Origin of the sequence: Thioalkalivibrio sp. AKL7 (assembly GCF_000381705.1) — a bacterium.
Classification (GTDB): domain Bacteria; phylum Pseudomonadota; class Gammaproteobacteria; order Ectothiorhodospirales; family Ectothiorhodospiraceae; genus Thioalkalivibrio; species Thioalkalivibrio versutus.
On sequence record NZ_KB906947.1, the window covers coordinates 603,580 to 626,015 of the forward strand.

General features: G+C 66.0%; 17 protein-coding genes and 1 tRNA gene. 15 read left to right on the plus strand and 3 right to left on the minus strand.

The window, feature by feature from the left end:
- Nucleotides 1-51: 51 nt before the first annotated feature.
- Both G315_RS0102750 and G315_RS0102755 read right to left on the minus strand, forming a co-directional pair.
- Nucleotides 52-1,191 carry an acyl-CoA dehydrogenase family protein gene (locus G315_RS0102750; RefSeq protein ID WP_019611879.1) on the minus strand — a complete coding sequence of 380 codons (1,140 nt, stop codon included), beginning with the start codon at nucleotides 1,189-1,191 and terminating at the stop codon, nucleotides 52-54.
- A gap of 34 nt (nucleotides 1,192-1,225) precedes the next feature.
- Complete coding sequence (locus G315_RS0102755; protein ID WP_018145431.1) at nucleotides 1,226-1,774, minus strand: OsmC family protein; 549 nt, start codon at nucleotides 1,772-1,774, stop codon at nucleotides 1,226-1,228.
- A 414-nt stretch (nucleotides 1,775-2,188) separates the two neighbouring features.
- Here G315_RS0102755 and G315_RS0102760 point away from each other — a divergent pair, with 414 nt between their 5' ends.
- From G315_RS0102760 to G315_RS0102800, 9 genes are all read left to right on the plus strand, one after another.
- The gene (locus tag G315_RS0102760; protein WP_019611880.1) at nucleotides 2,189-3,043 is read left to right on the plus strand and encodes an ABC transporter ATP-binding protein; all 855 of its coding nucleotides are present in this window, start codon (nucleotides 2,189-2,191) and stop codon (nucleotides 3,041-3,043) included.
- Between the two features lie 43 nt (nucleotides 3,044-3,086).
- Nucleotides 3,087-4,370 carry an ABC transporter substrate-binding protein gene (locus G315_RS0102765; RefSeq protein ID WP_019611881.1) on the plus strand — a complete coding sequence of 428 codons (1,284 nt, stop codon included), beginning with the start codon at nucleotides 3,087-3,089 and terminating at the stop codon, nucleotides 4,368-4,370.
- Nucleotides 4,367-5,206, plus strand: coding sequence for an ABC transporter permease (locus G315_RS0102770; RefSeq protein WP_018145428.1), 840 nt, complete (start codon nucleotides 4,367-4,369; stop codon nucleotides 5,204-5,206). Before G315_RS0102765 ends, G315_RS0102770 begins: the two co-directional genes overlap by 4 nt.
- Nucleotides 5,207-5,405: 199 nt before the next feature.
- Complete coding sequence (locus tag G315_RS0102775) at nucleotides 5,406-7,055, plus strand: sigma-54-dependent Fis family transcriptional regulator (protein ID WP_018145427.1); 1,650 nt, start codon at nucleotides 5,406-5,408, stop codon at nucleotides 7,053-7,055.
- Nucleotides 7,056-7,243: 188 nt separating this feature from the next.
- Nucleotides 7,244-8,698 (plus strand): CmpA/NrtA family ABC transporter substrate-binding protein, encoded by a 1,455-nt coding sequence (locus G315_RS0102780; RefSeq protein ID WP_019611882.1) that lies wholly within the window; start codon nucleotides 7,244-7,246, stop codon nucleotides 8,696-8,698.
- A 3-nt stretch (nucleotides 8,699-8,701) separates the two neighbouring features.
- Complete coding sequence (gene ntrB / locus G315_RS0102785; RefSeq protein ID WP_018176619.1) at nucleotides 8,702-9,550, plus strand: nitrate ABC transporter permease; 849 nt, start codon at nucleotides 8,702-8,704, stop codon at nucleotides 9,548-9,550.
- A 29-nt stretch (nucleotides 9,551-9,579) separates the two neighbouring features.
- Nucleotides 9,580-10,491: an ABC transporter ATP-binding protein gene (locus G315_RS0102790; RefSeq protein WP_019611883.1), complete on the plus strand. Its 912-nt coding sequence runs from the start codon at nucleotides 9,580-9,582 to the stop codon at nucleotides 10,489-10,491.
- Between the two features lie 36 nt (nucleotides 10,492-10,527).
- Complete coding sequence (gene cynS / locus G315_RS0102795) at nucleotides 10,528-10,974, plus strand: cyanase (protein ID WP_019611884.1); 447 nt, start codon at nucleotides 10,528-10,530, stop codon at nucleotides 10,972-10,974.
- A gap of 127 nt (nucleotides 10,975-11,101) precedes the next feature.
- Nucleotides 11,102-13,567, plus strand: coding sequence for a bifunctional diguanylate cyclase/phosphodiesterase (locus G315_RS0102800; protein WP_019611885.1), 2,466 nt, complete (start codon nucleotides 11,102-11,104; stop codon nucleotides 13,565-13,567).
- A 48-nt stretch (nucleotides 13,568-13,615) separates the two neighbouring features.
- Here the strand turns inward: G315_RS0102800 and G315_RS0102805 are convergent.
- Nucleotides 13,616-13,691: transfer RNA gene (locus G315_RS0102805), tRNA-Ala, on the minus strand.
- A gap of 251 nt (nucleotides 13,692-13,942) precedes the next feature.
- On the opposite strand from G315_RS0102805, the gene G315_RS0102810 reads away from it, so the two are divergent.
- The 6 genes from G315_RS0102810 (at nucleotide 13,943) to pstA (ending at nucleotide 22,368) form a co-directional block, all read left to right on the plus strand.
- Nucleotides 13,943-14,728 carry a 3',5'-cyclic-nucleotide phosphodiesterase gene (locus G315_RS0102810; protein WP_018145421.1) on the plus strand — a complete coding sequence of 262 codons (786 nt, stop codon included), beginning with the start codon at nucleotides 13,943-13,945 and terminating at the stop codon, nucleotides 14,726-14,728.
- Between the two features lie 162 nt (nucleotides 14,729-14,890).
- Nucleotides 14,891-15,580, plus strand: a complete 690-nt coding sequence (gene phoB, locus G315_RS0102815) for a phosphate regulon transcriptional regulator PhoB (RefSeq protein ID WP_018145420.1) — start codon at nucleotides 14,891-14,893, stop codon at nucleotides 15,578-15,580.
- Nucleotides 15,581-15,595: 15 nt separating this feature from the next.
- Nucleotides 15,596-16,918: a phosphate regulon sensor histidine kinase PhoR gene (gene phoR, locus G315_RS0102820; protein ID WP_019611886.1), complete on the plus strand. Its 1,323-nt coding sequence runs from the start codon at nucleotides 15,596-15,598 to the stop codon at nucleotides 16,916-16,918.
- A 299-nt stretch (nucleotides 16,919-17,217) separates the two neighbouring features.
- On the plus strand, nucleotides 17,218-18,192 hold the full coding sequence (locus tag G315_RS0102825; RefSeq protein WP_019611887.1) for a PstS family phosphate ABC transporter substrate-binding protein: 975 nt from the start codon (nucleotides 17,218-17,220) through the stop codon (nucleotides 18,190-18,192).
- Between the two features lie 210 nt (nucleotides 18,193-18,402).
- On the plus strand, nucleotides 18,403-20,673 hold the full coding sequence (locus G315_RS0102830; protein WP_019611888.1) for an ABC transporter permease subunit: 2,271 nt from the start codon (nucleotides 18,403-18,405) through the stop codon (nucleotides 20,671-20,673).
- A gap of 27 nt (nucleotides 20,674-20,700) precedes the next feature.
- Nucleotides 20,701-22,368 carry a phosphate ABC transporter permease PstA gene (pstA, locus tag G315_RS0102835; protein ID WP_019611889.1) on the plus strand — a complete coding sequence of 556 codons (1,668 nt, stop codon included), beginning with the start codon at nucleotides 20,701-20,703 and terminating at the stop codon, nucleotides 22,366-22,368.
- Nucleotides 22,369-22,436: the final 68 nt, after the last annotated feature.

Consider the following 22,436-nt stretch of genomic DNA (forward strand, 5'->3'; position numbering starts at 1 on the left):
ATTCCTTCGTTCGGTGCGGGGCCCCGGTAGGCCCCGACCGTGGGTGGTGGACTAGTGCGCGTGGATCCGCGCCAGCTCCTTGCGCAGATGCTTGATCGCCGGGGTGACGATGGCCACGAAGTACGACTCGCGCAGCTTGCGCTGGGCGGCGGCATTCGCCAGATAGCCCCGGGCCCCGGCATGCAGCAATGCCGACTGCGACGCGCGCAGCGACAGCTCGGAACCGGTCAGGCGCATCTGCAACACATCGGCAAAGAAGCCTTCGGATTCATCAAAGGGGGTCTCCGACAAGGCATAACAGGCCGAACGACCATCCTCCAGTGCCTCTTCCAGCTCGCCCACCTGGTCATCCAGATAGCCATTTACATGGGCCAGCGTCTCGTTGGCCTCGCGCATGGTCTGGATGCAGCCATCGATCAGCCCCAGCCCCATGCCCATCTGCAGCAGCACGAACCCCGGTCGGATCCGGCGGATGTACTCGGGCAGGGCGTCGGCCAGCACGTGCTCATCGGGCACGAACACGCGATCGAAATGGCAGCCAAAGGTGCGCGAACCCTCCAGCGCGGTGAACTCGGGGCAGGCCGTCAGGCTGAACCCGGGGTCGGAGCAGTTGATCAGCGCCATCACCGGCCGCGGGTTCGCGCCGGTGGTGCGGAAGATCGCGCCGAAGTAGTGGTCCTCGCCCAGGTTGGATACCCAGGGCAGCGCACCGGAGACCACATAACCGCCGTCCACACGTTCGGCGGAGAGCTTCAGGTCCTCGATATTGGCAAACCACTTCATCGGGTTGGACAGCGCGGTGGCACCCAGTGCCTCGGCATTTGCCAGCCTCGGCAGGGCCTCGCGCTTAAGGGTGTCCGAGGCACTGTTCTCCACGTACCAGGCACAGGCGTTCTGGCACCAGGCGACAAAGCCGGTGGTCATGCACTCGGCCGAGATCACCTCGGTCGCGCGGATGGCACTGGCAATATCCGTGGTGCCGCTGGCGTTCTGGCTGGCCAGGTGGCGGTTAAAGGCGCCGAGGCGACCGGCCTCGCGCAGGAAGTCTTCGGGGTACAGGCCTTCGCGGTCGATACGGGCGGTCAGCGGAGCCAGATCGCGCTCCACCAGCGCCTGCAGCGCGGCATCGGCATCCGCCGGCCCTGCGGCCGGCGACACCCCCGTCACGTCGTGAGTGCGGGTTTCAAGCATTGGGGTTTACTCCCGTTGGGCAGCAGGACCGGAATCAGGCCAGTTCGACGCTGAGCTTGACCGGGTTGCGCATGGTGTTGGCCACCGGCGACCAGAAGTCGGCATGGGCGACCAGCTCCTTCAGCTGTTCCTCGCTGGCATCCCCTTCCAGGTTCGCCTTGACGCGGATATCGGAGAAGCCGAGGTGCTTGTTCACATCGGTATCCCCGACGCCCCATACGGCGGTCACGTTGATGTCGCCCTCCAGGGTCAGCTCGAGCTTGGTCAGGGTGATACCGCGATCGATGGCGTTGGCGTGCATCCCCACGGACAGGCAGGCACCCAAGCTGGCCAGCGCGGCCTCGGAGGGGTTCGGCGCGGTGTCGTCGCCCAGCAGGTGCGGCGGCTCGTCGATCACGTGGGCCTCGAGGTCGCGCACGAAGGTCAGGTTGCGGAACTTGCCTTCGCAGACCGTGGTGGCCTTCAGCGTCACGATGTTCTCGGGGTTGGCCTTGCCCTTGGCGGCGAGGTTATTGAGGCCATCCTGGTCGATCGGCTCCAGGGCGTTGATGGACAGGGAGGTAGTGGCTTCGGCTGCAGACATGGTGGTGCTCCTGATAGTTGGGATTCGTGGATCCCCGGCATTCGACCGGGTCGTCCATCCCGGTGCAGAAGCCGTGCCAAAACCGTGCGGACCGCACCACAAAGCCATTTCCAGCCGGCCCACCCGAATCCAACCCATCCCCCGTCGGACAATGCGTCCGCTTTGTCCATTCGAATTGGTCCGCATTGTCCGGATTGTCCACTTCTTGCCCCCCGCGCCGGATCCCCCCGCTTCTGCGATGCCTCGTTCGCCGCTCCCTGTATTGCGCACCAGCGCGCCGTTTCGCCCCCGGTCCGGACGAAATTCCCGGGCAACACGACGGGTTTGGCACGCCCCTTGTAAGGAACCCCCTTGAACGCGCCGCCGATCCGATCCACCCGGCGGCTCATGAACGAAGGTCAAGAGGGAAACGCCATGGGCGCCGCCATCTCCATCGACTACATCACCCACCACTATCCCGGGCAGGAAGCCCCCACGCTCAAGGACATCCAGGTCACCGTCGCACCGGGCGAGACCGTCGCCCTGATCGGCCAGAGTGGCTGCGGCAAGTCCACCCTGCTGCACATGCTCGCGGGGCTCCTGCTGCCGAGCGAAGGCTGCGTGCGAATCAACGGCCACCAGGTCATCAAGCCGAGCCCGCGCTGGAACATGATGTTCCAGAAGCCCTCGCTCTACCCCTGGATGACGGTGCGCAAGAACGCCTCGCTGGGCCTGATCTTCCAGGGCCGCAAGACCGACATGCGCGAACGCATCGACCAGCTGCTGGAGACCGTGGGTCTGAGCGAGAAGGCCGAGGTCAACGTGCAGTCGCTCTCCGGCGGTCAGCAACAGCGCGTCGCCCTGGCCCGCAGCCTGGCCACCGACCCCGAGCTGCTCCTGCTGGACGAACCGTTCTCGGCCCTGGACGCCTTTACCCGCGTCGCCCTGCAGGACGAAGTCACCCGCCTGGCCCGGGAACGCGGGATCTCGGTGGTGTTCGTCACCCACGACATCGAAGAGGCCGTCGCCATGGCCGACCGCGTGCTGGTCATGGGCTCAAACCCGGGGACCATCACCGCCGAACTGCCGATCGACATTGCCCACCCGCGCGATCGCAACAGCCAGGCCTTCGTCGACCGCAAGGCCGAACTGATGGGCTACTTCGGCGCCACCCGCACCCCGGCCGCTGACAAGGGTTCAGCGGAGGCCGAAGCCCCGACGCCGGATACCGGAAGCGAACAAGACGAGTCTTCTTCATCCGAATCCCGAGCGCGCGTACGCGCCGCCTGATCCACCACCCCACTGCCCCGAACCCAAGCGAGGAACCGCCACCATGTGCAACTGCGACAACCACCACGACATCGACAGCGAACTGGACCGGCTGCTGGATCGCAGCTTCTCCCGTCGCAACTTCCTGCGTACCGCCGCCGTCGGCGGCCTGGCCGGGAGCGGGCTTGCCCTGCCCGGTTCCCTGTTCGGGGCCGAACCCGGGAGCCTCGAAGAGCCCGAAGGCGTCGTCAGCGACTTCGACGGCGTCGTGCGCATCGGCTACATCCCGATCACCGACGCGGCCGCCCTGCTGGTCGCCCACTCCGAGGGCTATTTCGAGGACGAAGGACTGGAGGTCGCCGATCCCCAGCTGATCCGCGGCTGGTCGCCGCTGATCGAGTCCTTCGCCGCCAACCGATTCAACCTGGTGCACCTGCTCAAGCCGATCCCGCTGTGGATGCGCTACCAGAATGACTTCCCGGTGAAGATCATGTCCTGGGCCCACACCAACGGCTCGGCCGTGGTGACCGGCCGCCATGTCGACGTGCAGAGCTTCGCCGACCTCGGCGGCAAGAGCGTGGCCGTGCCTTACTGGTATTCCATGCACAACGTAGTCATGCAGATGGCCCTGCGCGATGCCGGCCTGACGCCGGTGATCCGCGATCAGGGCGATGCCCTGGAGGCGCACGAGGTCAACCTGATGCTCATGCCACCGCCGGACATGCCGCCGGCCCTGGCCGCGCGCTCCATTGATGCCTACATCGTCGCCGAGCCGTTCAACGCCGCCGGCGAACTGCTGGCGCGCGGCAACGTGCTGCGCTTCACCGGCGATATCTGGAAGAACCACCCCTGCTGCGTGGTCTGCATGAACGAGCGCCTGACCACCCGCGAACCGGAGTGGACCCAGAAGGTGATGAACGCCGTGGTCCGCGCCCAGGGCACCATCCAGCAGGACAAGAAGAGCGTCGCCACCATGCTCTCGCGCGATGGCAAGGGCTACTTGCCGATGCCCGCCAACGTAGTGGAACGCGCGATGACCAACTATCACGACGACAGCACCTACGCCGACAGCGGCGCGATCCGTCACCCCGAATGGGAGAACGGTCGCATCGACTTCTCGCCCTGGCCCTACCCGTCCGCGACCAAGATGCTGGTCGGCGCCATGAACGAGACCCTGGTCGGCGGCGACACCACCTTCCTCGAAGGCCTGGACCCGGACTTCGTCACCGACGACCTGGTGAACTACGACTTCGTGCGCAAGGCGATGGAAAAACACACCGCCTGGCAGGGCGCCCCGGGCGTGGACATGGATTCGCCCTATGCCCGCGAGGAGGTGGTGGTCCTATGAACCGCGAAGCCACACTCTCCGTCGACACCGCGACCGTGGAGCGGCTCATGCCGGTGCTGCGGTTCGCGGACCAAGCGCGCCGGGCGCTGCAGTACCCGGCACTGGGCATCGCCGGCCTGTTCGCCCTGTGGTACTGGGGCGGCTGGGCCATCGGCAACAACGAGGACACGATGGCCTTCGCCAGCTTCGCCCCCGGGCCCACGCTGGCGGCCTTCTGGGACATCGTCAGCTCCGGGGCCGTGTGGTCGCCGATCGAGTCCAGCCTGTACCGCGTGGGCTGGGGCCTGGCCTACGCCATTGCCATCGGCGTGCCACTGGGCGTAATGATCGGCTATTTCCTGACGCTGAAGCAGGTCACCCACGTCCCGTTCCAGTTCCTGCGGATGATCTCGCCGCTGGCCTGGATGCCGGTCGCGGTACTGGCCTTCGCCACCTGGGATGCGGCCATCATCTTCCTGATCGCCATCGCGGCCGTCTGGCCCATTACCTACGCCACCGCGCACGGGGTGCAACGCATCGATCCGATGTGGCTCAAGGTGGGCAACAACCTGGGCGCCAATCCGTACCACACCCTGCGCTACATCGTGATGCCCGCGATCGCCCAGGATGTGTTCGCCGGGATCCGCCTGGCGGTGGGTGTGGCCTGGATCGTACTGGTGCCGGCCGAGTACCTGGGCGTCACCTCGGGGCTGGGCTACGCCATCAACGATGCCCGCGACACCCTGGAGTACGACAAACTGGCCGCATTTGTCCTGGTCATCGGCATCATCGGCTACATGCTCGACGCCATCTGCGTACGCCTGATCAAGCGCAGCAGCTATCACGCGGAGGGCTGATCCCTCCAGGCCATGCCCGGGCCCGGCCGTTCCTGGCCGGGCCTTTTTGTGCGCCCGCAAAGCGGGCAAGCGCGACCCAACAGTGCAAGGCCCTGCCCCGCCTCGAGGCAACCGCGTCACCCCGACCCGGCCAGACGCCTCCGAACGCCCCACCAACACGTCGTTTCCGCACTGGCAGGCTTTCTGCATAACCCACGGCATGGCACTCCACCGCATATCCGATTCGACCCCACCGGACCTGGCCACCCGGGAGCAGGAGATCACCCTGCTGCTGGAGGTTGCCAAGCTCATGGGCCGCTCCGGCGACCCGGATGCCGCGATCTACCGCATCCTCGGGATGATGTCCCAGCTACTGGGGCTCAACCGCGGCCGGGTCCTGTTGCCGGATCCGAACAGCGGCCAGCTGCGCATCCGCCACGCCTACGGCCTGACCGATGCCGAGCGCGACCGCGGCAGCTACAGCCTCGGCGAGGGTGTCACCGGGCGCGTCATGAAGACCGGCCAGATCGCCCTGATCCAGGACATCGACAACGAGCCCGAATACCTCGCGCGCGCCATTGACCGTTCCACCCTGCCGCAGGAGACCGTCGCCTACATCGCCGTGCCCATCGTCCAGGACGAACACGCCATCGGCGTGCTGGGTGTGCACCGGCTGCGACGCCGCTCGCGCCAGTTCCAGGACGACCTGAACCTTCTGCGGGTGATCGCGAGCATGATCGGCCAGGTGCTGCGCATCCACCAGCTGATCGCCGAGCGCACCGCCGAGCTGGTCTCGGAGAACCGCTACCTCAAGAGTGCCCTGGATACCCAGGGCGGGCAGTACGGCATCCTCGGCGAGAGTCCGGCCCTGCGGCACGTCCTCAAGCAGGTCCACCGCATTGCGGATACCCAGGCCACCGTCCTGATCACCGGGGCCTCCGGGACTGGCAAGGAGAAGATCGCGCGCATGGTCCACCGGATCAGCCAGCGCAACGCGAAGCCGTTCATCTCCATCAACTGCGCCGCGATCCCGGCGGACCTGCTGGAATCCGAACTGTTTGGCCACGAAAAGGGGGCCTTCACCGGTGCCTCCAGCGCCAAGACCGGCAAGATCGCCCTGGCCGACGGCGGCACGCTGTTTCTGGACGAGATCGGCGACATGCCGGAGGCGTTGCAGTCGAAGATCCTGCGTGTACTGCAGGAACGGCTGGTCCAGCCCATTGGCGGCAACCGCGATCTCCCGGTGGACGTACGCATCATCGCCGCAACCCACCAGAACCTGCAGGCCGCGGTGAACGCCGGGAACTTCCGGCTCGACCTGTTCTACCGCCTGAACGTGATCCCGCTGCACATGCCGGCCCTGCGCGACCGCGCCAGCGACATCCGCCTGCTCACCCGCCACTTCCTCGACCGCTACACCCACCTGCACGGCTGGAACGTGGTCGTCGACGAGGGCGTGCTGGAACGCCTGGAGGCCTTCGACTGGCCCGGCAACATCCGCCAGCTGGAGAACGTGCTGGAGCGCGCCGTGCTGCTGTCCACGGACGGCCGCATCGGCACGCCGCTGATCGACGAGATCCTGCACGAGGAATCCCGCATCAGCCCGTTCGAGGGCGAGAGGTACAGCCTCCGCGACGAGCGTGCACCGGCACCATCGCGGCACAACGAGCCCCGAACCCTGCCCTCTTCCGGCGCGCCCTGCACCAGCGCAGTGCGCCCATATCAGCGCGTGCACGCCACCGAGGCGGAGCGCCTGAAGCGCGCGATCGAGCAGACCGGGGGCAACAAGACCCGCGCCGCGATGGACCTGGGCCTGACCCCGCGGCAATTGCGCTATCGCCTGAAAAAGCTCGGCATAGAAACCACTTAGGCCCACCACTCAGACACCAGCGGACCTTTTGTCCCCTTCGTCGACAATGTCGACCAATGGTCCGATCTCCCGGCACTCGCGCGCCGCCCTGGCGGCCCATTCCCCACGCTTGGCATGGCACCTGCAATGACCCTCGACATGCGCGGCAACGATGCCCGCATCGATTCGACCCACGAGGAGAGCCGACCATGCCGACCAAGAGTCTTCACGATCCCTTCGACGCCAACGCCGACCTGCGCCACGGCTCCAGCTGCCGCCACGGGCACACCGGTCCCGGCAGCTGCAGCTGCTTCGACACCGCGTCCCCGGACCTGGAAGAAAAACTGGAACGACGCGCCACCCATGAGCCCGTTCAGGCCGACGCCCACACCAACGGCGAAGACCTGAGCGACGAGGCCATGGTCGATCGCGCCGTGGAAAGCGCCATCGTCCGCGGCATGTTCGGCCACAACGAGATCAACCGCCGCCGCTTCCTGCAGATGATCGGGGGCGGCACGGTGGCCGCGGCCCTGGGCTCCATCCTGCCGCTGGACAAGGTCAAGGCCGCAATCAAGGACGGTGGCCCGCTGGAAAAGACCAAGCTGCGCGTCGGCTTCGTCCCGATCACCTGCGCCACGCCGATCATCATGGCCCACCCGATGGGCTTCTACGAGCGCCATGGCCTGGACGTCGACGTGATCAAGACCGCCGGCTGGGCGGTGGCCCGCGACATGTCGCTGTCCGGTGAGTACGACGCCTCGCACATGCTCTCGCCCATGCCGCTGTCGATGACCCTGGGCTCCGGCTCCTCGCGCGAGCACTACATCATGCCGGCGGTGGAGAACATCAACGGCCAGGCCATCACCCTGCACAACAAGCACAAGGACAAGCGCGATCCGAAGGACTGGAAGGGCTTCACCTTTGCCGTGCCCTTCGAGTACTCGATGCACAACTTCCTGCTCCGCTACTACGTCGCGGAACACGGGCTGGATCCGGATCGCGACATCAGCATCCGCGTCGTCCCGCCGCCGGAGATGGTCGCCAACCTGCGTGCCGAGAACGTCGATGGCTATCTGGCCCCCGACCCCTTCAACCAGCGCGCGGTCTGGGACGGCATCGGCTTCATTCACATGCTGACCAAGGAGATCTGGGACGGCCACCCGTGCTGCGCCTTCGCCTGTTCGGCCGCCTTCGCCGACGAGCACCCGAACACCTTCGGCGCGCTGTTCCGCGCGTTGATCGAGGCCACCCAGTACAGCTCGGATATCAACAACCGCGCCGAGATCGCTGAGGCCATCTCCCCGCGCGCCTATCTCAACCAGCCCAAATCGGTGGTGGAACAGGTGCTGACCGGCCGCTATGCCGACGGCCTGGGCGAGGTCAAGAACGACCCGCACCGGATCGACTTCGACCCCTTCCCCTGGCACTCGATGGCTACCTGGATCCTTACCCAGATGAAGCGCTGGGGCTATGTGGATCGCGACTTCGACTACAACCGCCTGGCGGAAGACGTCTTCCTCGCCAGCGAGTGCGCCGAAGTGATGACCGAGCTGGGCTACGAAGCGCCGAGCGACACCTACAAGAACTTCGAGATCATGGGGAAGGTGTTCGACTACACCGACCCGGAAGGCTATCTCGACAGCTTCGACATCCGCAGGAGCTAAGCCATGTTGAGCAATCTCAACTTCCGGGCGACCGTCCTCTCGCTGGTGATGCTCGTGGTCTTCCTGGGCGTGTGGCAGCTGGCCACCGCCCCGGAGGTCCTCGCGCCGCAGCAGGGCGAGCTGAGCGAATACGAACAACTGATGGGGGGCGGGACCGATCGCAGTTCCAGCAGCGGCATCCCGGCCCCCACCCAGGTGTTCAGCCACGCCTTCAGCGAACTGAGCAACCCGTTCTACGACGCGGGCCCGAACGACAAGGGCATCGGCATCCAGCTGGCCTACTCAATCTACCGGGTCCTGCTGGGCTTTGCCCTGGCCGCGCTGATCGCGATCCCGCTCGGCTTCGTGATCGGCATGTCGCCGCTGCTGAACAAGGCGTTCGATCCGTACATCCAGATCCTCAAGCCGATCTCGCCCCTGGCCTGGATGCCGCTCGCCCTGTTCGTGATCCGCGACTCGAACATGTCGGCGATCTTCGTGATCTTCATCTGCTCGATCTGGCCGATGCTCGTGAACACCGCCTACGGCGTCGCCTCGGTGCGCAATGACTGGCTGAACGTGGCCAAGACCCACCAACTGTCGAACCTGCGCACCGCGTTCACCGTGATCCTGCCTGCCGCGGCCCCGACCATCCTCACCGGCATGCGCATCTCCATCGGCATCGCCTGGCTGGTCATCGTCGCCGCGGAGATGCTCGTGGGCGGCACCGGCATCGGCTACTACATCTGGAACGAGTGGAACAACCTCGATCTCGCCAGCGTGATCTTCGCGATCATCATGATCGGCATCGTCGGCTTCCTGCTGGATGCCTCCCTCGCCCAGGCCACCAAATTCGTGCGCTACGCCGACTGAGTCGGCGCAGCCCAACCAGGAGACCTATCATGAGCAAGGGATTCCTCGAAATCGAGAACCTGAGCCAGCGCTTCCCGCAGCCCGACTCCAGCGAACTGATGACCGTGTTCGAGGGCGTCGACGTGACCATCAACAAGGGCGAGTTCGTCTGCCTGATCGGTCACTCCGGCTGCGGCAAGTCCACCATCCTGAACGTGCTCGCCGGTCTGGCCACACCGACCGACGGCAACGTGATCATGGACAACAAGGAGATTACCGGCCCCAGCCTCGACCAGGGCGTGATCTTCCAGAACCACAGCCTGCTGCCGTGGCTGTCGGCGCGCGACAACGTGATGTTCGCGGTGCGCGCCCGCTGGCCGAACTGGAGCAAGGCGAAACGCCTGGAACACGCCGAGCGCTACCTGCACATGGTGGGCCTGGACCACGCCATGGACCGCAAGCCCTCGCAACTCTCCGGCGGCATGCGCCAGCGCGTCGGCATCGCCCGGGCCTTCGCCATCGAACCCAAGCTGCTGCTGATGGACGAGCCGTTCGGAGCCCTGGACGCCCTGACCCGCGGGGTCATCCAGGAGGAGCTGCTGAAGATCTGGTCGGAGACCCACCAGACCGTGTTCATGATCACCCACGACGTGGACGAGGCGATCCTGCTTGCCGACCGCGTGCTGCTGATGACCAACGGGCCGCATGCCCAGGTCGCCGAGTCGGTGAAGATCGACATCCCCCGGCCGCGGGAGCGCGCCAGTCTGCATCAGCAGGAGGCCTACTACCCGATCCGCAACCACCTGGTCGACTTCCTCGTGAACGGCGCCAAGGAGATGTCGGCCAAGGCCCAGGCGGGCGCCGCCCGCGGTGACAACCCGCGCCACAGCCCGCGCATCGTCAACCCGGCCAAGCCCGAGGCCAACCCGGAACCCGGTCCGCGCATGGTTCGCGCGGTCTGACCCCCAGTCCATCCATCGCATTCAAGGAGCACAGTAATGAGTCTCAGCAAGAGCGCCATGACCACCACCATCCTCGAGGCCAAGGAGAACCGCGGAACCACCTGGGCCGCGATCGCCGAGGCCACCGGGCTGCACGAGGTCTACGTGACCTCCGCCTGCTACGGCATGAACCACCTGGAGGGTAACCAGGCCGACAAGCTGGCGACCTTCCTCGGCCTCGGCCCCGAGGTCTCGCAGGCGCTGCAGGCCTTCCCGCACAAGACCTGGGACAAGACCATCCCCACCGACCCGGTGCTCTATCGCTTCTACGAGGCGATCAACGTCTACGGCGACACCATGAAGGCGCTGATCCACGAAAAGTTCGGTGACGGCATCATGAGCGCCATCGATTTCACCATGGATATCGACAAGGTCGAGGACCCCAAGGGCGACCGTGTGAAGATCACCTGGAACGGCAAATTCCTGCCCTACAAGAGCTGGTAGCGTGTCCCATCGGTCACGCGGCGGCCAGGCGCGCCGCGTGACCGCCCCTTCCCGCGAGCCGGTATCCCAGCGCCCGTTCGCGCCCCAACGTGTACGGCAAGTCCCTTCGCATAGTAGGCTCTTGCCGATGCGCCATCCATCCACCCTGCCCCGTCTGCTGATCCTGCTGGTCAGCCTGTCCGTTGCCGCCCCCGCAATGGCGGCAGACAGTGACGGCGCCAGCGTATACACCATCGGCGTGCTGGCCTTTCGCGATGCCGAAGAGACCACGGCCCAGTGGCAACCCACAGCCGACTACCTGAGCACGCAGGTCGACGCGGCCGAATTTCGCATTCAGGCACTTAACTATCCGGACCTGGAGCAGGCCGTCGCCACCGGGGACGTCGATTTCGTCCTCACCAACACCGGCCATTACGTGCGCCTGGAGGCGCAACAAGGCATCACCCGCCTGGCCACCCTCATCGCCGAGGAGCAAGGCCAGCCCATTCGTCAGTTTGGCGGGACGATCCTGGTCCTCGACGAACGCAATGACCTCCAGTCACTGGACGACCTTCGCGGGCAACGGTTGCTGGCGGTGGAAGAAGACTCTCTGGGCGGTTGGCTGGCCGGTTACGGGGCCCTGCGCAACGCTGGCGTGGATCCGTTCGAGGACCTGGCGTCGGTTCACTACACGGGCATGCCCCACTACCGGGTGCTCGAGGGCTTGCTAACCGGCGAGGCCGACGCCGGCATGGTGCGCACCGGCGTGCTGGAGGAACGGCTGCAATCGGGCGACCTGCCCGCCGACACCCTGCGCGTACTGGCGCCCCGCAAGACAGCGGGGTTTCCATTTGCCCACTCCACCCGGCTTTACCCTGAATGGCCGTTCTCGCGTCTTGGACACACCCCTGACCAACTGGCCGAAGCCGTCACAATCGCCCTGCTGAGCCTGCCCGCGGATCACCCCGCGGCGCGTGAAGGCGGCTACCACGGCTGGTCGGCCCCGTTGTCCTACGCAGCGGTACACGAACTCCTGGAAGAACTCGGCTACCCGCCCTACGACCGCACCGTGGCAATCAGCCTGCGCGCCTACTGGGAGGCCCGGCCGGAGGTCCTCCTCGGCTTCATGGCGGGGTTATTGCTGCTGAGCGGGTTGGCTGCGCTCTACTACCGGCGTCTGACGCGGCGGCTTTCACTGGAGGTCGAGCAACGCCGCGCGGCGGAGGGCCGCCTGCGCGCACACGAAGCTCGCCTGGCGTACCAGGCCGGGCATGACCCGCTGACCGGACTGCCCAACCGCACGCTGCTGCAGGAGCACCTTGACGAGGCCATGCAACAGGCTCGCCAGCGGCAAGGCCTCGTGGCCATCCTGTTCGTGGATCTGGACCGCTTCAAGAACATCAACGACAGCCTCGGCCACCGCGTCGGCGATGACCTCCTGCAAATCCTGGGCGAGCGCCTGAAGACTCGTTTCAAGGCTCGCACCGTGGCCCGGATTGGGGGCGACGAATTCATCGCGGTAATCGACGACGCCGCAGAGCATCAAGAGCTCGAGGCCCGCGCCCGCCAGCTTCTGGAGCTCATAGCCGAACCCTTTGCCGTCGGCGGCTGGACCAACTTGCAGGTAGGCGCGAGCATCGGTATTGCACTGTTCCCGGAGGACGCCACCGAAGCCGGTGAGCTTCTCACCCAGGCGGATGCGGCGATGTACGAGGCCAAGGACGCCGGGCGCAACACCTTCCGCTTTTACCGGACCGCCCTCACCGATGCCGCCAACCAGCGCCTGGAGATCGAGAACCGGCTGCGGCACGCCCTGGTCCAGAACGAACTGGAAGTGTTCTACCAGCCTCAGATACACATGACATCCGGGAAGATCACCGGGATCGAGGCCCTGGTGCGCTGGCGGGACCCCGAACGCGGCCTGATCGCGCCGGACGTGTTCATACCGCTGGCCGAGGAAACGGGCCTGATCACCGCCATCGGGGATTTTGTCCTGCGCGAGGCCTGCCGCCAGGTCGTGGAATGGGATCGTCAGGGCCTGCCGCCGCTGGAGGTCTCGGTCAACCTGTCGGCCCGCCAGGTCGCCGCACCGGGCCTGCTCCATCAGCTCCGCCAGGTGCTGAACGAATCCGGACTCCCCGCGCAGCGCCTGACCCTGGAGCTCACCGAAAGCACCCTGATGGAACAGGCCGACACGACCCGCGGCACCCTGCAACAGCTCAAGCATCTGGGCGTGGCACTGGCCATCGACGACTTCGGCACCGGGTATTCGTCGCTGGCCTACCTGAAGGAATTCGCGATCGACATCCTGAAGATCGACCAGACCTTCGTGCGCGACCTGCCGGAGGACCGCAACGACGCCGAGCTGGCCATGACCATCATCGACATGGCCCACAACCTGGGGCTGGATGTGCTCGCCGAGGGAGTTGAAACCCAGGCGCAACGCGCGTTTCTGGCCGCGCAGGGCTGCGATGCCTGGCAGGGCTACTTGTGCAGCCGCCCGCTTCCCGCCGCATCCCTGGCCCGGCTCGTGAACGACCACGAACCCGAGCCGTTCGCGCGCCGGACCCCGGTAAAGGCCGCCATGGCCCCACGGCGCCACCTGCGCAGCTGAACCTGAAAAAGGAAAAGGCCTGCGAAAGCAGGCCTTTTCCTTGGTGTTTGGTGGAGCGGAGGAGGATCGAACTCCCGACCTTCGCATTGCGAACGCGACGCTCTCCCAGCTGAGCTACCGCCCCAAACAGGACGCGCATTCTAGCAACTCCACCGGGTGGCGGGAAGCCCCGCCCGCACAAGATTCGCGAGACGCCCCGCCGTGCCTCGGGATCACCTTTTCGCGCCGCACGTCACGGAACTTGGGCCTGGACCCGGTCTAGCATTAGGGCATGTCCGTCACCCACCTCCAACGACCCGGGGCGACCGACCCCAGCCTCTGGCTCGCGGGTCTGGCCACACGACGGCCCGCTGCTCGCTCGATATACTGTCCGACATGAGTCTGTCCGTTCGCATCCTTGGCGCCAGTGGCGGGATTGGCCCGGGCCGGCGTACCACATCCATCCTCATCGATGACGACATCCTTATCGACGCGGGCAGTGGCGTGGGCGATCTGACCCTGGAGGAGCTGCGGCGCATCCGCCATGTCTTCCTGACCCACTCGCACCTGGACCATATCGCCTTCCTCCCGATGCTGGCGGACATGGTCTACAGCCCGGATGCCCCGCCCATCCACGTCCACGGCCTCCCGGCAACACTCAAGGCCCTGTGCGATCACGTCTTCAACTGGGTGATCTGGCCGGACTTCACCCGTCTGCCACGGCCCGATCAGCCCTTGATCCGCCTGGAGTCGCTGCAACCCGGTCACAGCATCGCGGTGGAACATCGCGAGATCCAGGTGCTGCCCGCCCGCCATACCGTGCCCGCGGTCGGCTACAGCGTCACCAACAGCGACGGCGCCGCCTTCGCCTTCAGCGGCGACACGACCTCCTCGCACCTGCTCTGGCCCGCGCTGAACGCCCTGCCCCACCTCGATCTGCTGATGATCGAGACCGGCCTCCCAGACGAGATGGAGGGCATGGCGGATCTGGCCAAGCACTACACCCCGCAGCACCTGGGCGAGGACCTGGCACAACTGCAGCACCGCCCGCGCATTGCCATTACCCATCTCAAGCCCGGCCACGAACAGGCCATCCGCCAGCAGCTCGCCCGCTCGCCGCACCACGACGGCATGATCTTCCTGCACGGCGACGAACGCTTCGAACTCGGCGCCCACCCTTAGCGGCTACTCATCGCTCGTCATCACGTGGCCCGCAGGGTCGCGGCGATCGGTCGCGAGCCGCCCGAACACGCCACAGGCTGGTCGCCGCCGCACCACCTCCCGTTCACACGCCTGTAACATGCCTGTTATCTAATGCCGACCAGGTAATCACGAGACGGGGCCATGGCCACTCGAATTCTGCTGGTGGAAGATGATGCAGCGATCCGCGAGATGCTGCAGGTGCCGTTCCAGAAGGCGGGCTACGAGGTCCGCGAGGCCGGAGATGTCCGCTCGGCAAAATCCCTCCTGCTGGAAGACCCGCCGGATCTGATCCTGCTGGACTGGATGCTGCCGGACATCAGCGGTATCGACTGGGCGCGTACGCTCAAGACCAGCCCCGTCACCAAGGACATCCCGCTGATCATGCTGACTGCCCGCGGCGAGGAAGAAGACCGCGTGCGCGGCCTGGATGTCGGCGCCGACGACTACGTAACCAAACCGTTCTCGCCGCGCGAGCTGGTCGCGCGCATGAAGGCCGTGCTGCGCCGCACCTCGCCCACCACCAGCGAGGAACCGATCGAGATCGAGGGCCTGCGTCTGGACCCCGTCTCGCATCGCATCACCGGCAATGGCGCGGCCATCAGCATGGGCCCGACCGAGTACAACTTGCTGCACTTCTTCATGACCCATCAGGATCGGGTGTTCAGCCGCGAACAGCTGCTGGACAAGGTCTGGGGCACCAACGTCTATGTGGAGGAACGCACGGTGGATGTACACATCCGCCGCCTGCGCAAGGCGCTGGCCGACACCGGGCATGACCACCTGGTGCAAACCGTGCGTGGTTCAGGGTACCGTTTCTCGCAACTTCCCTGACCTTCGGCGGTCCCCGTGCAGCCCCGCAAGACCTGGCCCGACATCCTCATTACCAGCCTGCTGATCGCGCTGCCGCTCCTGGCGCTTGGCTGGGCGACCGGCCAGTTCTGGCCCACCCTGGCGTTTCTGCTTGGGGCTGCACTGGCCTGGAACATCGCCAACCTGCTGTGGCTGGAGACCTGGCTGCGCCGGGGCGGCCGTGCCGACCCACCGGACGTGCGCGGCCTGTGGGGCGTGATCTTCGACCACCTCTACCGCCGCCGCAGACGCCACGAGAACCGCGTGCATCGGTTGCGCCAGCTGCTGGAGCGCTACCGGGACTCGGCGAAGGCCATGCCCGACGCGGTAGTGGTCCTGAACGATGACCTGCGCATCGAGTGGCTGAACGACATGTCCTGCCAGCTGCTCGGGCTCCACTGGCCGCGTGACGAGGGCCAGCGCATTACCCACCTCCTGCGCCACCCGGAGTTCCTGACGTTCATGGAACGTGCCCGCGAGTCCCTCGCGCGGGTGACCGTGCCCTCCCCGCTGGACAGCGAGCGCCAACTGGAGATGCGCATGCTCCCCTATGGCGACGCGCAGTACCTGCTGCTGGCCCGGGACACCACCCACCTGCACCGCCTGGAGGTCATGCGGCGCGACTTCATCGCCAACGTCTCGCACGAGCTGCGCACGCCGCTGACCGTACTCTACGGCGTCACCGAGAGCTTGGAAGACGAACTGGAGGACCAGCCTCAGCTCGCGCGTTCGGTCCAGATGCTGCGCGAACAGTCCGAGCGCATGAAACTGCTGGTGGACGACCTGCTGCTGCTCTCACGCCTGGAGACCGGCGAAACCACCGGCCCGCAGGACTGGTTCAACCCGTTCCCACTGTTCCAGAAGCTGACGGACGAGGCGCGCATCCTTTCGGGCACGGAAGCGCACGCGATCGTGCTGGACGCCGACCCCAAACTGGAGTTCCAGGGCAACCCGGACGAACTGCGCTCGGCCTGCGCCAACCTGCTGTTCAATGCCGTGAAGTACACCCCTGGCGGGACCACCATCACCCTGCGCTGGCGCGCCGACGACGACGGCGCACGCCTGAGCGTCGAGGACACCGGGCCCGGCATCGCCAGCCATCACCTCGGGCGCCTGACCGAACGTTTCTATCGCGTGGATGCCGGACGCACCCAGTCGCGCGGCGGGACAGGCCTGGGCCTGGCCATCGTCAAACATGTCCTCGCCCGCCATGAAGGCCACCTCGCCATCGAGAGCCAGGTCGGCCGCGGCAGCCACTTCACCTGCCTGTTCCCCCTGACCCGCATCCGCCGCGCCGCACCCTCCGGCCCCTCCAACTAACGTCATTGCGAGGGCCCGCCGGGCCCGTGGCAATCGTCCGCAAACGCCCCGAACCCATGGGCCTTTCGGACCGATTGCCGCGTCGCTTCGCTCCTCGCAATGACCTATACCAATACCCGTCATTGCAAGCGCAACGAAGTAATCACCCCCACGAACCCGGCCCCATCCCTACCGGGCCAGATGTCACGCGGCTGTCACATGCGCGTCACGCAACTGCAAGCACCGCTCCCGATAATTCGTCATCAAGGACCGAGCCACTCGGCCTTGAAAACCTCAAGCAAGCCCAAGGGAGTACACCCATGTTGTTGAAGCGAAGCATCCTCGCGCTGGCCACGGCCACAGCCCTCGCCATCGCCCCGCTGACCGCCGCGGCTGAAGTCGATGCCGACATCCCGGCCTACGAGACGGTCTCCGGCATCTCCGGCAACCTGTCGAGCATCGGTTCCGACACCCTGAACAACCTCATGACCCTGTGGGCGGAAGAATTCCAGGGCTTCTACCCGAACGTGAACGTCCAGATCCAGGGTGCCGGCACCTCCACCGCCCCGCCCGCCCTGACCGAAGGCACCGCCGACTTCGGCCCGATGTCGCGCATGCCGCGTGACAGCGAACATGCCGAGTTCGAACAGCGCCACGGCTACGAGATGACCGCCGTGCCGGTCGCCATCGACACCATCGCCGTGTTCGTGAACCGCGACAACCCGATCGAAGGCATGAGCATCGATCAGGTCGACGCCGTCTTCTCCTCCACCCGTCGTTGTGGCGGTGCCGAGGACATCACCCGCTGGGGTCAGCTCGGACTGGAAGGCTCCTGGGCCAACCGTGACATCACCCTGTACAGCCGTAACGCCGTCTCCGGCACCTACGGGTACTTCCGCCAGCACGCCCTGTGCGATGGCGACTTCAAGAACGCCATCAACGAACAGCCGGGTTCCGCCTCGGTGGTTCAGGGCGTCTCCGAGTCCCTGAACGGCATCGGCTACTCCGGCATCGGGTACTCCACCTCCGGCGTGCGCGCCATCCCGCTGGGCACCAAAGAAGGCAACTACTTCGAGCCGAACGGCGAGAACGCCGCCTCCGGTGACTACCCGCTGGCCCGCTTCCTCTACGTGATGGTCAACAAGCACCCGGAAGACGGCCTGACCCCGCGCGCGGCCGAGTTCCTGAAAATGGTGCTGTCGAAGGAAGGCCAGGAGGTCGTGGTGCGTGACGGCTTCATCCCACTGCCGGCCACGGTCGCCGAGCGCGAGCGCAAGAACCTCGGTCTGGAATAAACCGGGCGCAGTACCCGGCCCAGGGAATGGGTGCAAAGGCCGGGACCCAAGGGTTCCGGCCTTTTTTGTGTGTTGTGCGCAGGCCTACCTCGCCCACCGGTCAACCAGCCGTCACATGGATGTCACGTCCCTGTCACATAGCGACCGTAGCATCACGCCCGACATCCAATGGTTTTGCACGCCCTTCGCGGCGGCTCTCAGGGGAACTTCATGTCCACCGCCACCATCGCCCCGCGTCTCGCCGGTTTCCAGCGCTGGCGCCGCACCAAGGATCGCTCCGCGCGCTACATGATCGGGTTTTTCGGTATCGCCGTGGTCGGCGCCCTCACCCTCATGTTCGTCTACCTGCTGAGCGAAACCCTGCCGATGTTCCAGGGCGCCAAGCTCGACCCCCTGACCGAGTACGCCGCCCCCGGCGGCGCCGATACCCGCACCGTGCACCTGGCGGTGAATCGCCACCGCGAAATGGCCGTGCGCATCACCGACGACCGGCGTGCCGTGTTCTTCCGCCCGAATACCGGCGAGATCGTGCGCGAACAGACCTTGCCGATTCCCGATGACGTCCGGGTCACAAGTTTCACCGCGGCCGAGCCGCGTACCCGCCTGGTGGCGCTTGGCCTCGACAACGGGCAGGTCCTCGCCATCGAGTACGAATACAACGAACGCTTCACCCCCGAGGGCCGCGAATATGACCCACGCGTGGTCTACCCGCTGGGTGACGAAGACTCCGCACTGCTGGATATCGACGGCGATGGCCCCGCCATCAGCGTGGTCGGGATCCAGCGCGGGTCCAGCGGTATTCGTGTCGCCGCCACCACCGAAGACGGCCACATCCGTCTGGTCCAGTTCGAGGAGACCACCTCGATGATGACCGGCGAGACCCAGGTGCGCCGCAGTGCCTACGACATGCCCGCCCTGCCCGAAGGCAGCACGGCCACCCGCATCCTCCTCGACATCACCGGCCGCATCATGCTCGTGGGCGACGACCAGGGGCGCCTGCACTCCTACGACATCCGTCGTCCGGCCAGCGCGACCCTGGAAGACAGCAAGCGCGTCATTCGCGGAGACGATGCCGAAGTCACCTCGCTCGAGTACCTCCTGGGCACGGTGTCGATCGTCGTGGGCGGCTCGGACGGATCGGTCACCCAGTACATGCTGGTGCGCGACGCCGACAACGTGAACCGCATCACCCGCGTGCGCGAATTCCCCGCGCACGCCGGGCCGGTCACCAACACCCAGCCCGAATACATCCGCAAGGGCTTCCTGACCGCCGACGAAACCGGCCAGATCAAGATCCACTACCCCACCTCGCAGCGCACCCTGGTGGAACGCCAGATTACCGATCAGGCGCTGCATCGAGTGTACGTGGACCCGCGCAACCGCCTGCTGATCGCCATCGACGAGGCCGAGAACTGGCACCTGCAGCGCCTGGAGAACCGTCATCCGGAGGTCTCCTTCCACGTGCTGTGGCAGAAGGTCTGGTACGAGGGCCGCTCGGGTGGCGACTACGTCTGGCAGTCCTCCTCGGCCACCGACGAGTTCGAACCCAAGTTCTCGCTGATCCCCCTGACCATCGGCACCATCAAGGCCGCCTTCTACGCCATGCTGTTCGCCACCCCGCTGGCGATCATGGGGGCAATCTACAGCGCCTACTTCATGTCGGCGCGCATGCGCACGCTCACCAAGCCGTCGATCGAGCTGATGGAGGCGCTGCCCACGGTCATCCTCGGCTTCCTCGCAGGGCTGTGGCTGGCCCCGTTCATCGAGGCGAACCTCCCCGCCGTCGCGAGCATCCTGATTCTGCTGCCGCTGTCCATGCTGCTGATGGCCTTCGTCTGGACCCGTGTGCTCCCCGAGCAGGTCCGCGCATTCATACCGGCGGGCTGGGAGGCCGCGATCCTGATCCCGGTGATCCTGCTGGTGGGCTGGTTCGCGGTGACGCTGAGCCCCCTGATCGAGATCTGGATGTTCGGCGGCGACGCGCGCCAGTGGCTGACCGACAACGGCATCACCTACGACCAGCGCAACGCCCTCGTGATCGGCATCGCCATGGGCTTCGCGGTGATCCCTACCATTTACTCGATTTCCGAGGATGCCGTGTTCAACGTGCCCAAGCACCTGACCCAGGGTTCGCTGGCGCTGGGGGCCACACCCTGGCAGACCGTAGTGCGCGTGGTCCTGCTGACCGCCAGCCCGGGGATCTTCTCGGCGGTCATGATCGGCTTCGGCCGCGCCGTCGGCGAGACCATGATCGTGCTGATGGCGACCGGCAACTCGCCGGTGGTCAACTTCAACATCTTCGAGGGCATGCGCACGCTCTCCGCCAACATCGCGGTCGAGATGCCCGAGGCCGCGGTCGGCGGCAGCCACTTCCGCATCCTGTTCCTCGCCGCACTGGTGCTGTTCGCGCTCACGTTCTTCGTGAACACGGTCGCCGAGATCGTGCGCCAGCGCCTGCGCAACAAGTACGCCTCCCTTTAAAACGCATTCCAGACAGGTCTCGATCCGATGAATAAATGGTTCAAATCCGGCACCCCCTGGATCTGGCTGAATGCGGGCGCGGTGGCCACCTCGCTGGTGATGGTCTTCGGGCTGATCCTGATGATTGCGGTCAACGGCCTGTCGTTCTTCTGGCCGTCCAACGTGGCCCAGTTCGAATACCAGACGGCGCAGCAAAGCGAGCCCACCCAGGTCATGGGCGAGTTCCAGCGCTCCGAGACCATGACCGCCCAGGCCATGCGCGACGCCGGGTTCGACGTGCCCGAAGGCCAGGAAATCGTGGTACGGCACCTGGTCAAGCGCGGCAATCGTGACCTCGACTCGCGAGACTTCCGCTGGTATCTGGACGACTTCATGGGCGAGCGCGAGATGCCTCGCGATGCGGTGGTGCTGGAACGCCTGCAGTGGGGCAACTTCTACGGCTTTGTTCGCGAGTTCCGCGTGGACGACGCGGCCGTGGCCACCGGCAACGAGGCGCGCGTGCGTTTCGAGGCGGTTATCCCCGAGACCCGCGGCCTGGTCCGCCAGATCGAACGCATCGAACGCGTGGACATCGGCGCGATCAATTTCCAGATCGAGCAGATTCGCATTGCCCTGCGCGGTATCGAGCGTGCCACCGAGCTGTCGATCGAAGAGCGCGCCGAGCGCGAGGCGGAACTGCAGGCCGAACGCGCGGAACTCGAGGAGCAGTACGCGGAGCTGGAAAACGAGCGTAACGAGCTGCGCAACGAACTGCGCCGCTACGCCATCCTGATGGAGACCGCCGACGGCGCCGAATCCGTGATCGCACTGGCGGATGTCGTGAACGCCTGGTGGCCGAACGACATGAGCATCCCGCAGAAGCTCGGGCACTACGTGCACACCTTCTGGGAGTTCATGACCGGCTATCCGCGCGAGGCCAACACCGAAGGCGGCATCCTGCCGGCGATCTTCGGGACCGTACTGATGGTCCTGATCATGTCGATCGTCGTGACCCCGTTCGGCGTGCTGGCCGCGATCTACCTGCGCGAATACGCAAAGCAGGGCCCGCTGGTGCGCATCATCCGCATTTCGGTGAACAACCTTGCGGGCGTCCCCTCCATCGTGTTCGGTGTATTCGGCCTCGGGTTCTTCGTCTACCTGGTCGGCGGCAACATCGACCAGATGTTCTTCCGCGACGCCCTGCCCTCGCCCACCTTCGGCTCGCCGGCGATCATCTGGGCCTCGCTCACGCTCGCGCTGTTGACCCTGCCGGTGGTAATCGTCTCCACCGAGGAAGGCCTGACCCGCATCGGCGCCAGCATCCGCCACGGCTCGCTGGCCCTGGGCGCGACCAAGGCCGAGACCCTGTGGCGCCTGATCGTGCCGCTTTCGGCGCCGGCGATGATGACCGGGCTGATCCTGGCCGTCGCGCGCGCGGCCGGCGAAGTGGCCCCGCTGATGCTGGTCGGGGTGGTCAAGCTGGCCCCCAGCCTGCCGGTGGACGGCAACTTCCCGTACCTGCACCTGGATCGCGCCTTCATGCACCTGGGCTTCCACATCTACGACGTCGGCTTTCAGAGCCCGAACGTCGAGGCCGGCCGGCCGCTGGTCTACGCGACCGCCCTGATCCTGGTGATGCTGATCATCGTGCTCAACCTGACCGCCATCTCGATCCGCAACTACCTGCGCGAGAAGTACCGCGCCGACAGTGACTGAGATACGACATGCATAACGTCCTTCATATGCACCGTCATTGCGAGGCCCCGCAGGGGCCGCGGCACAAA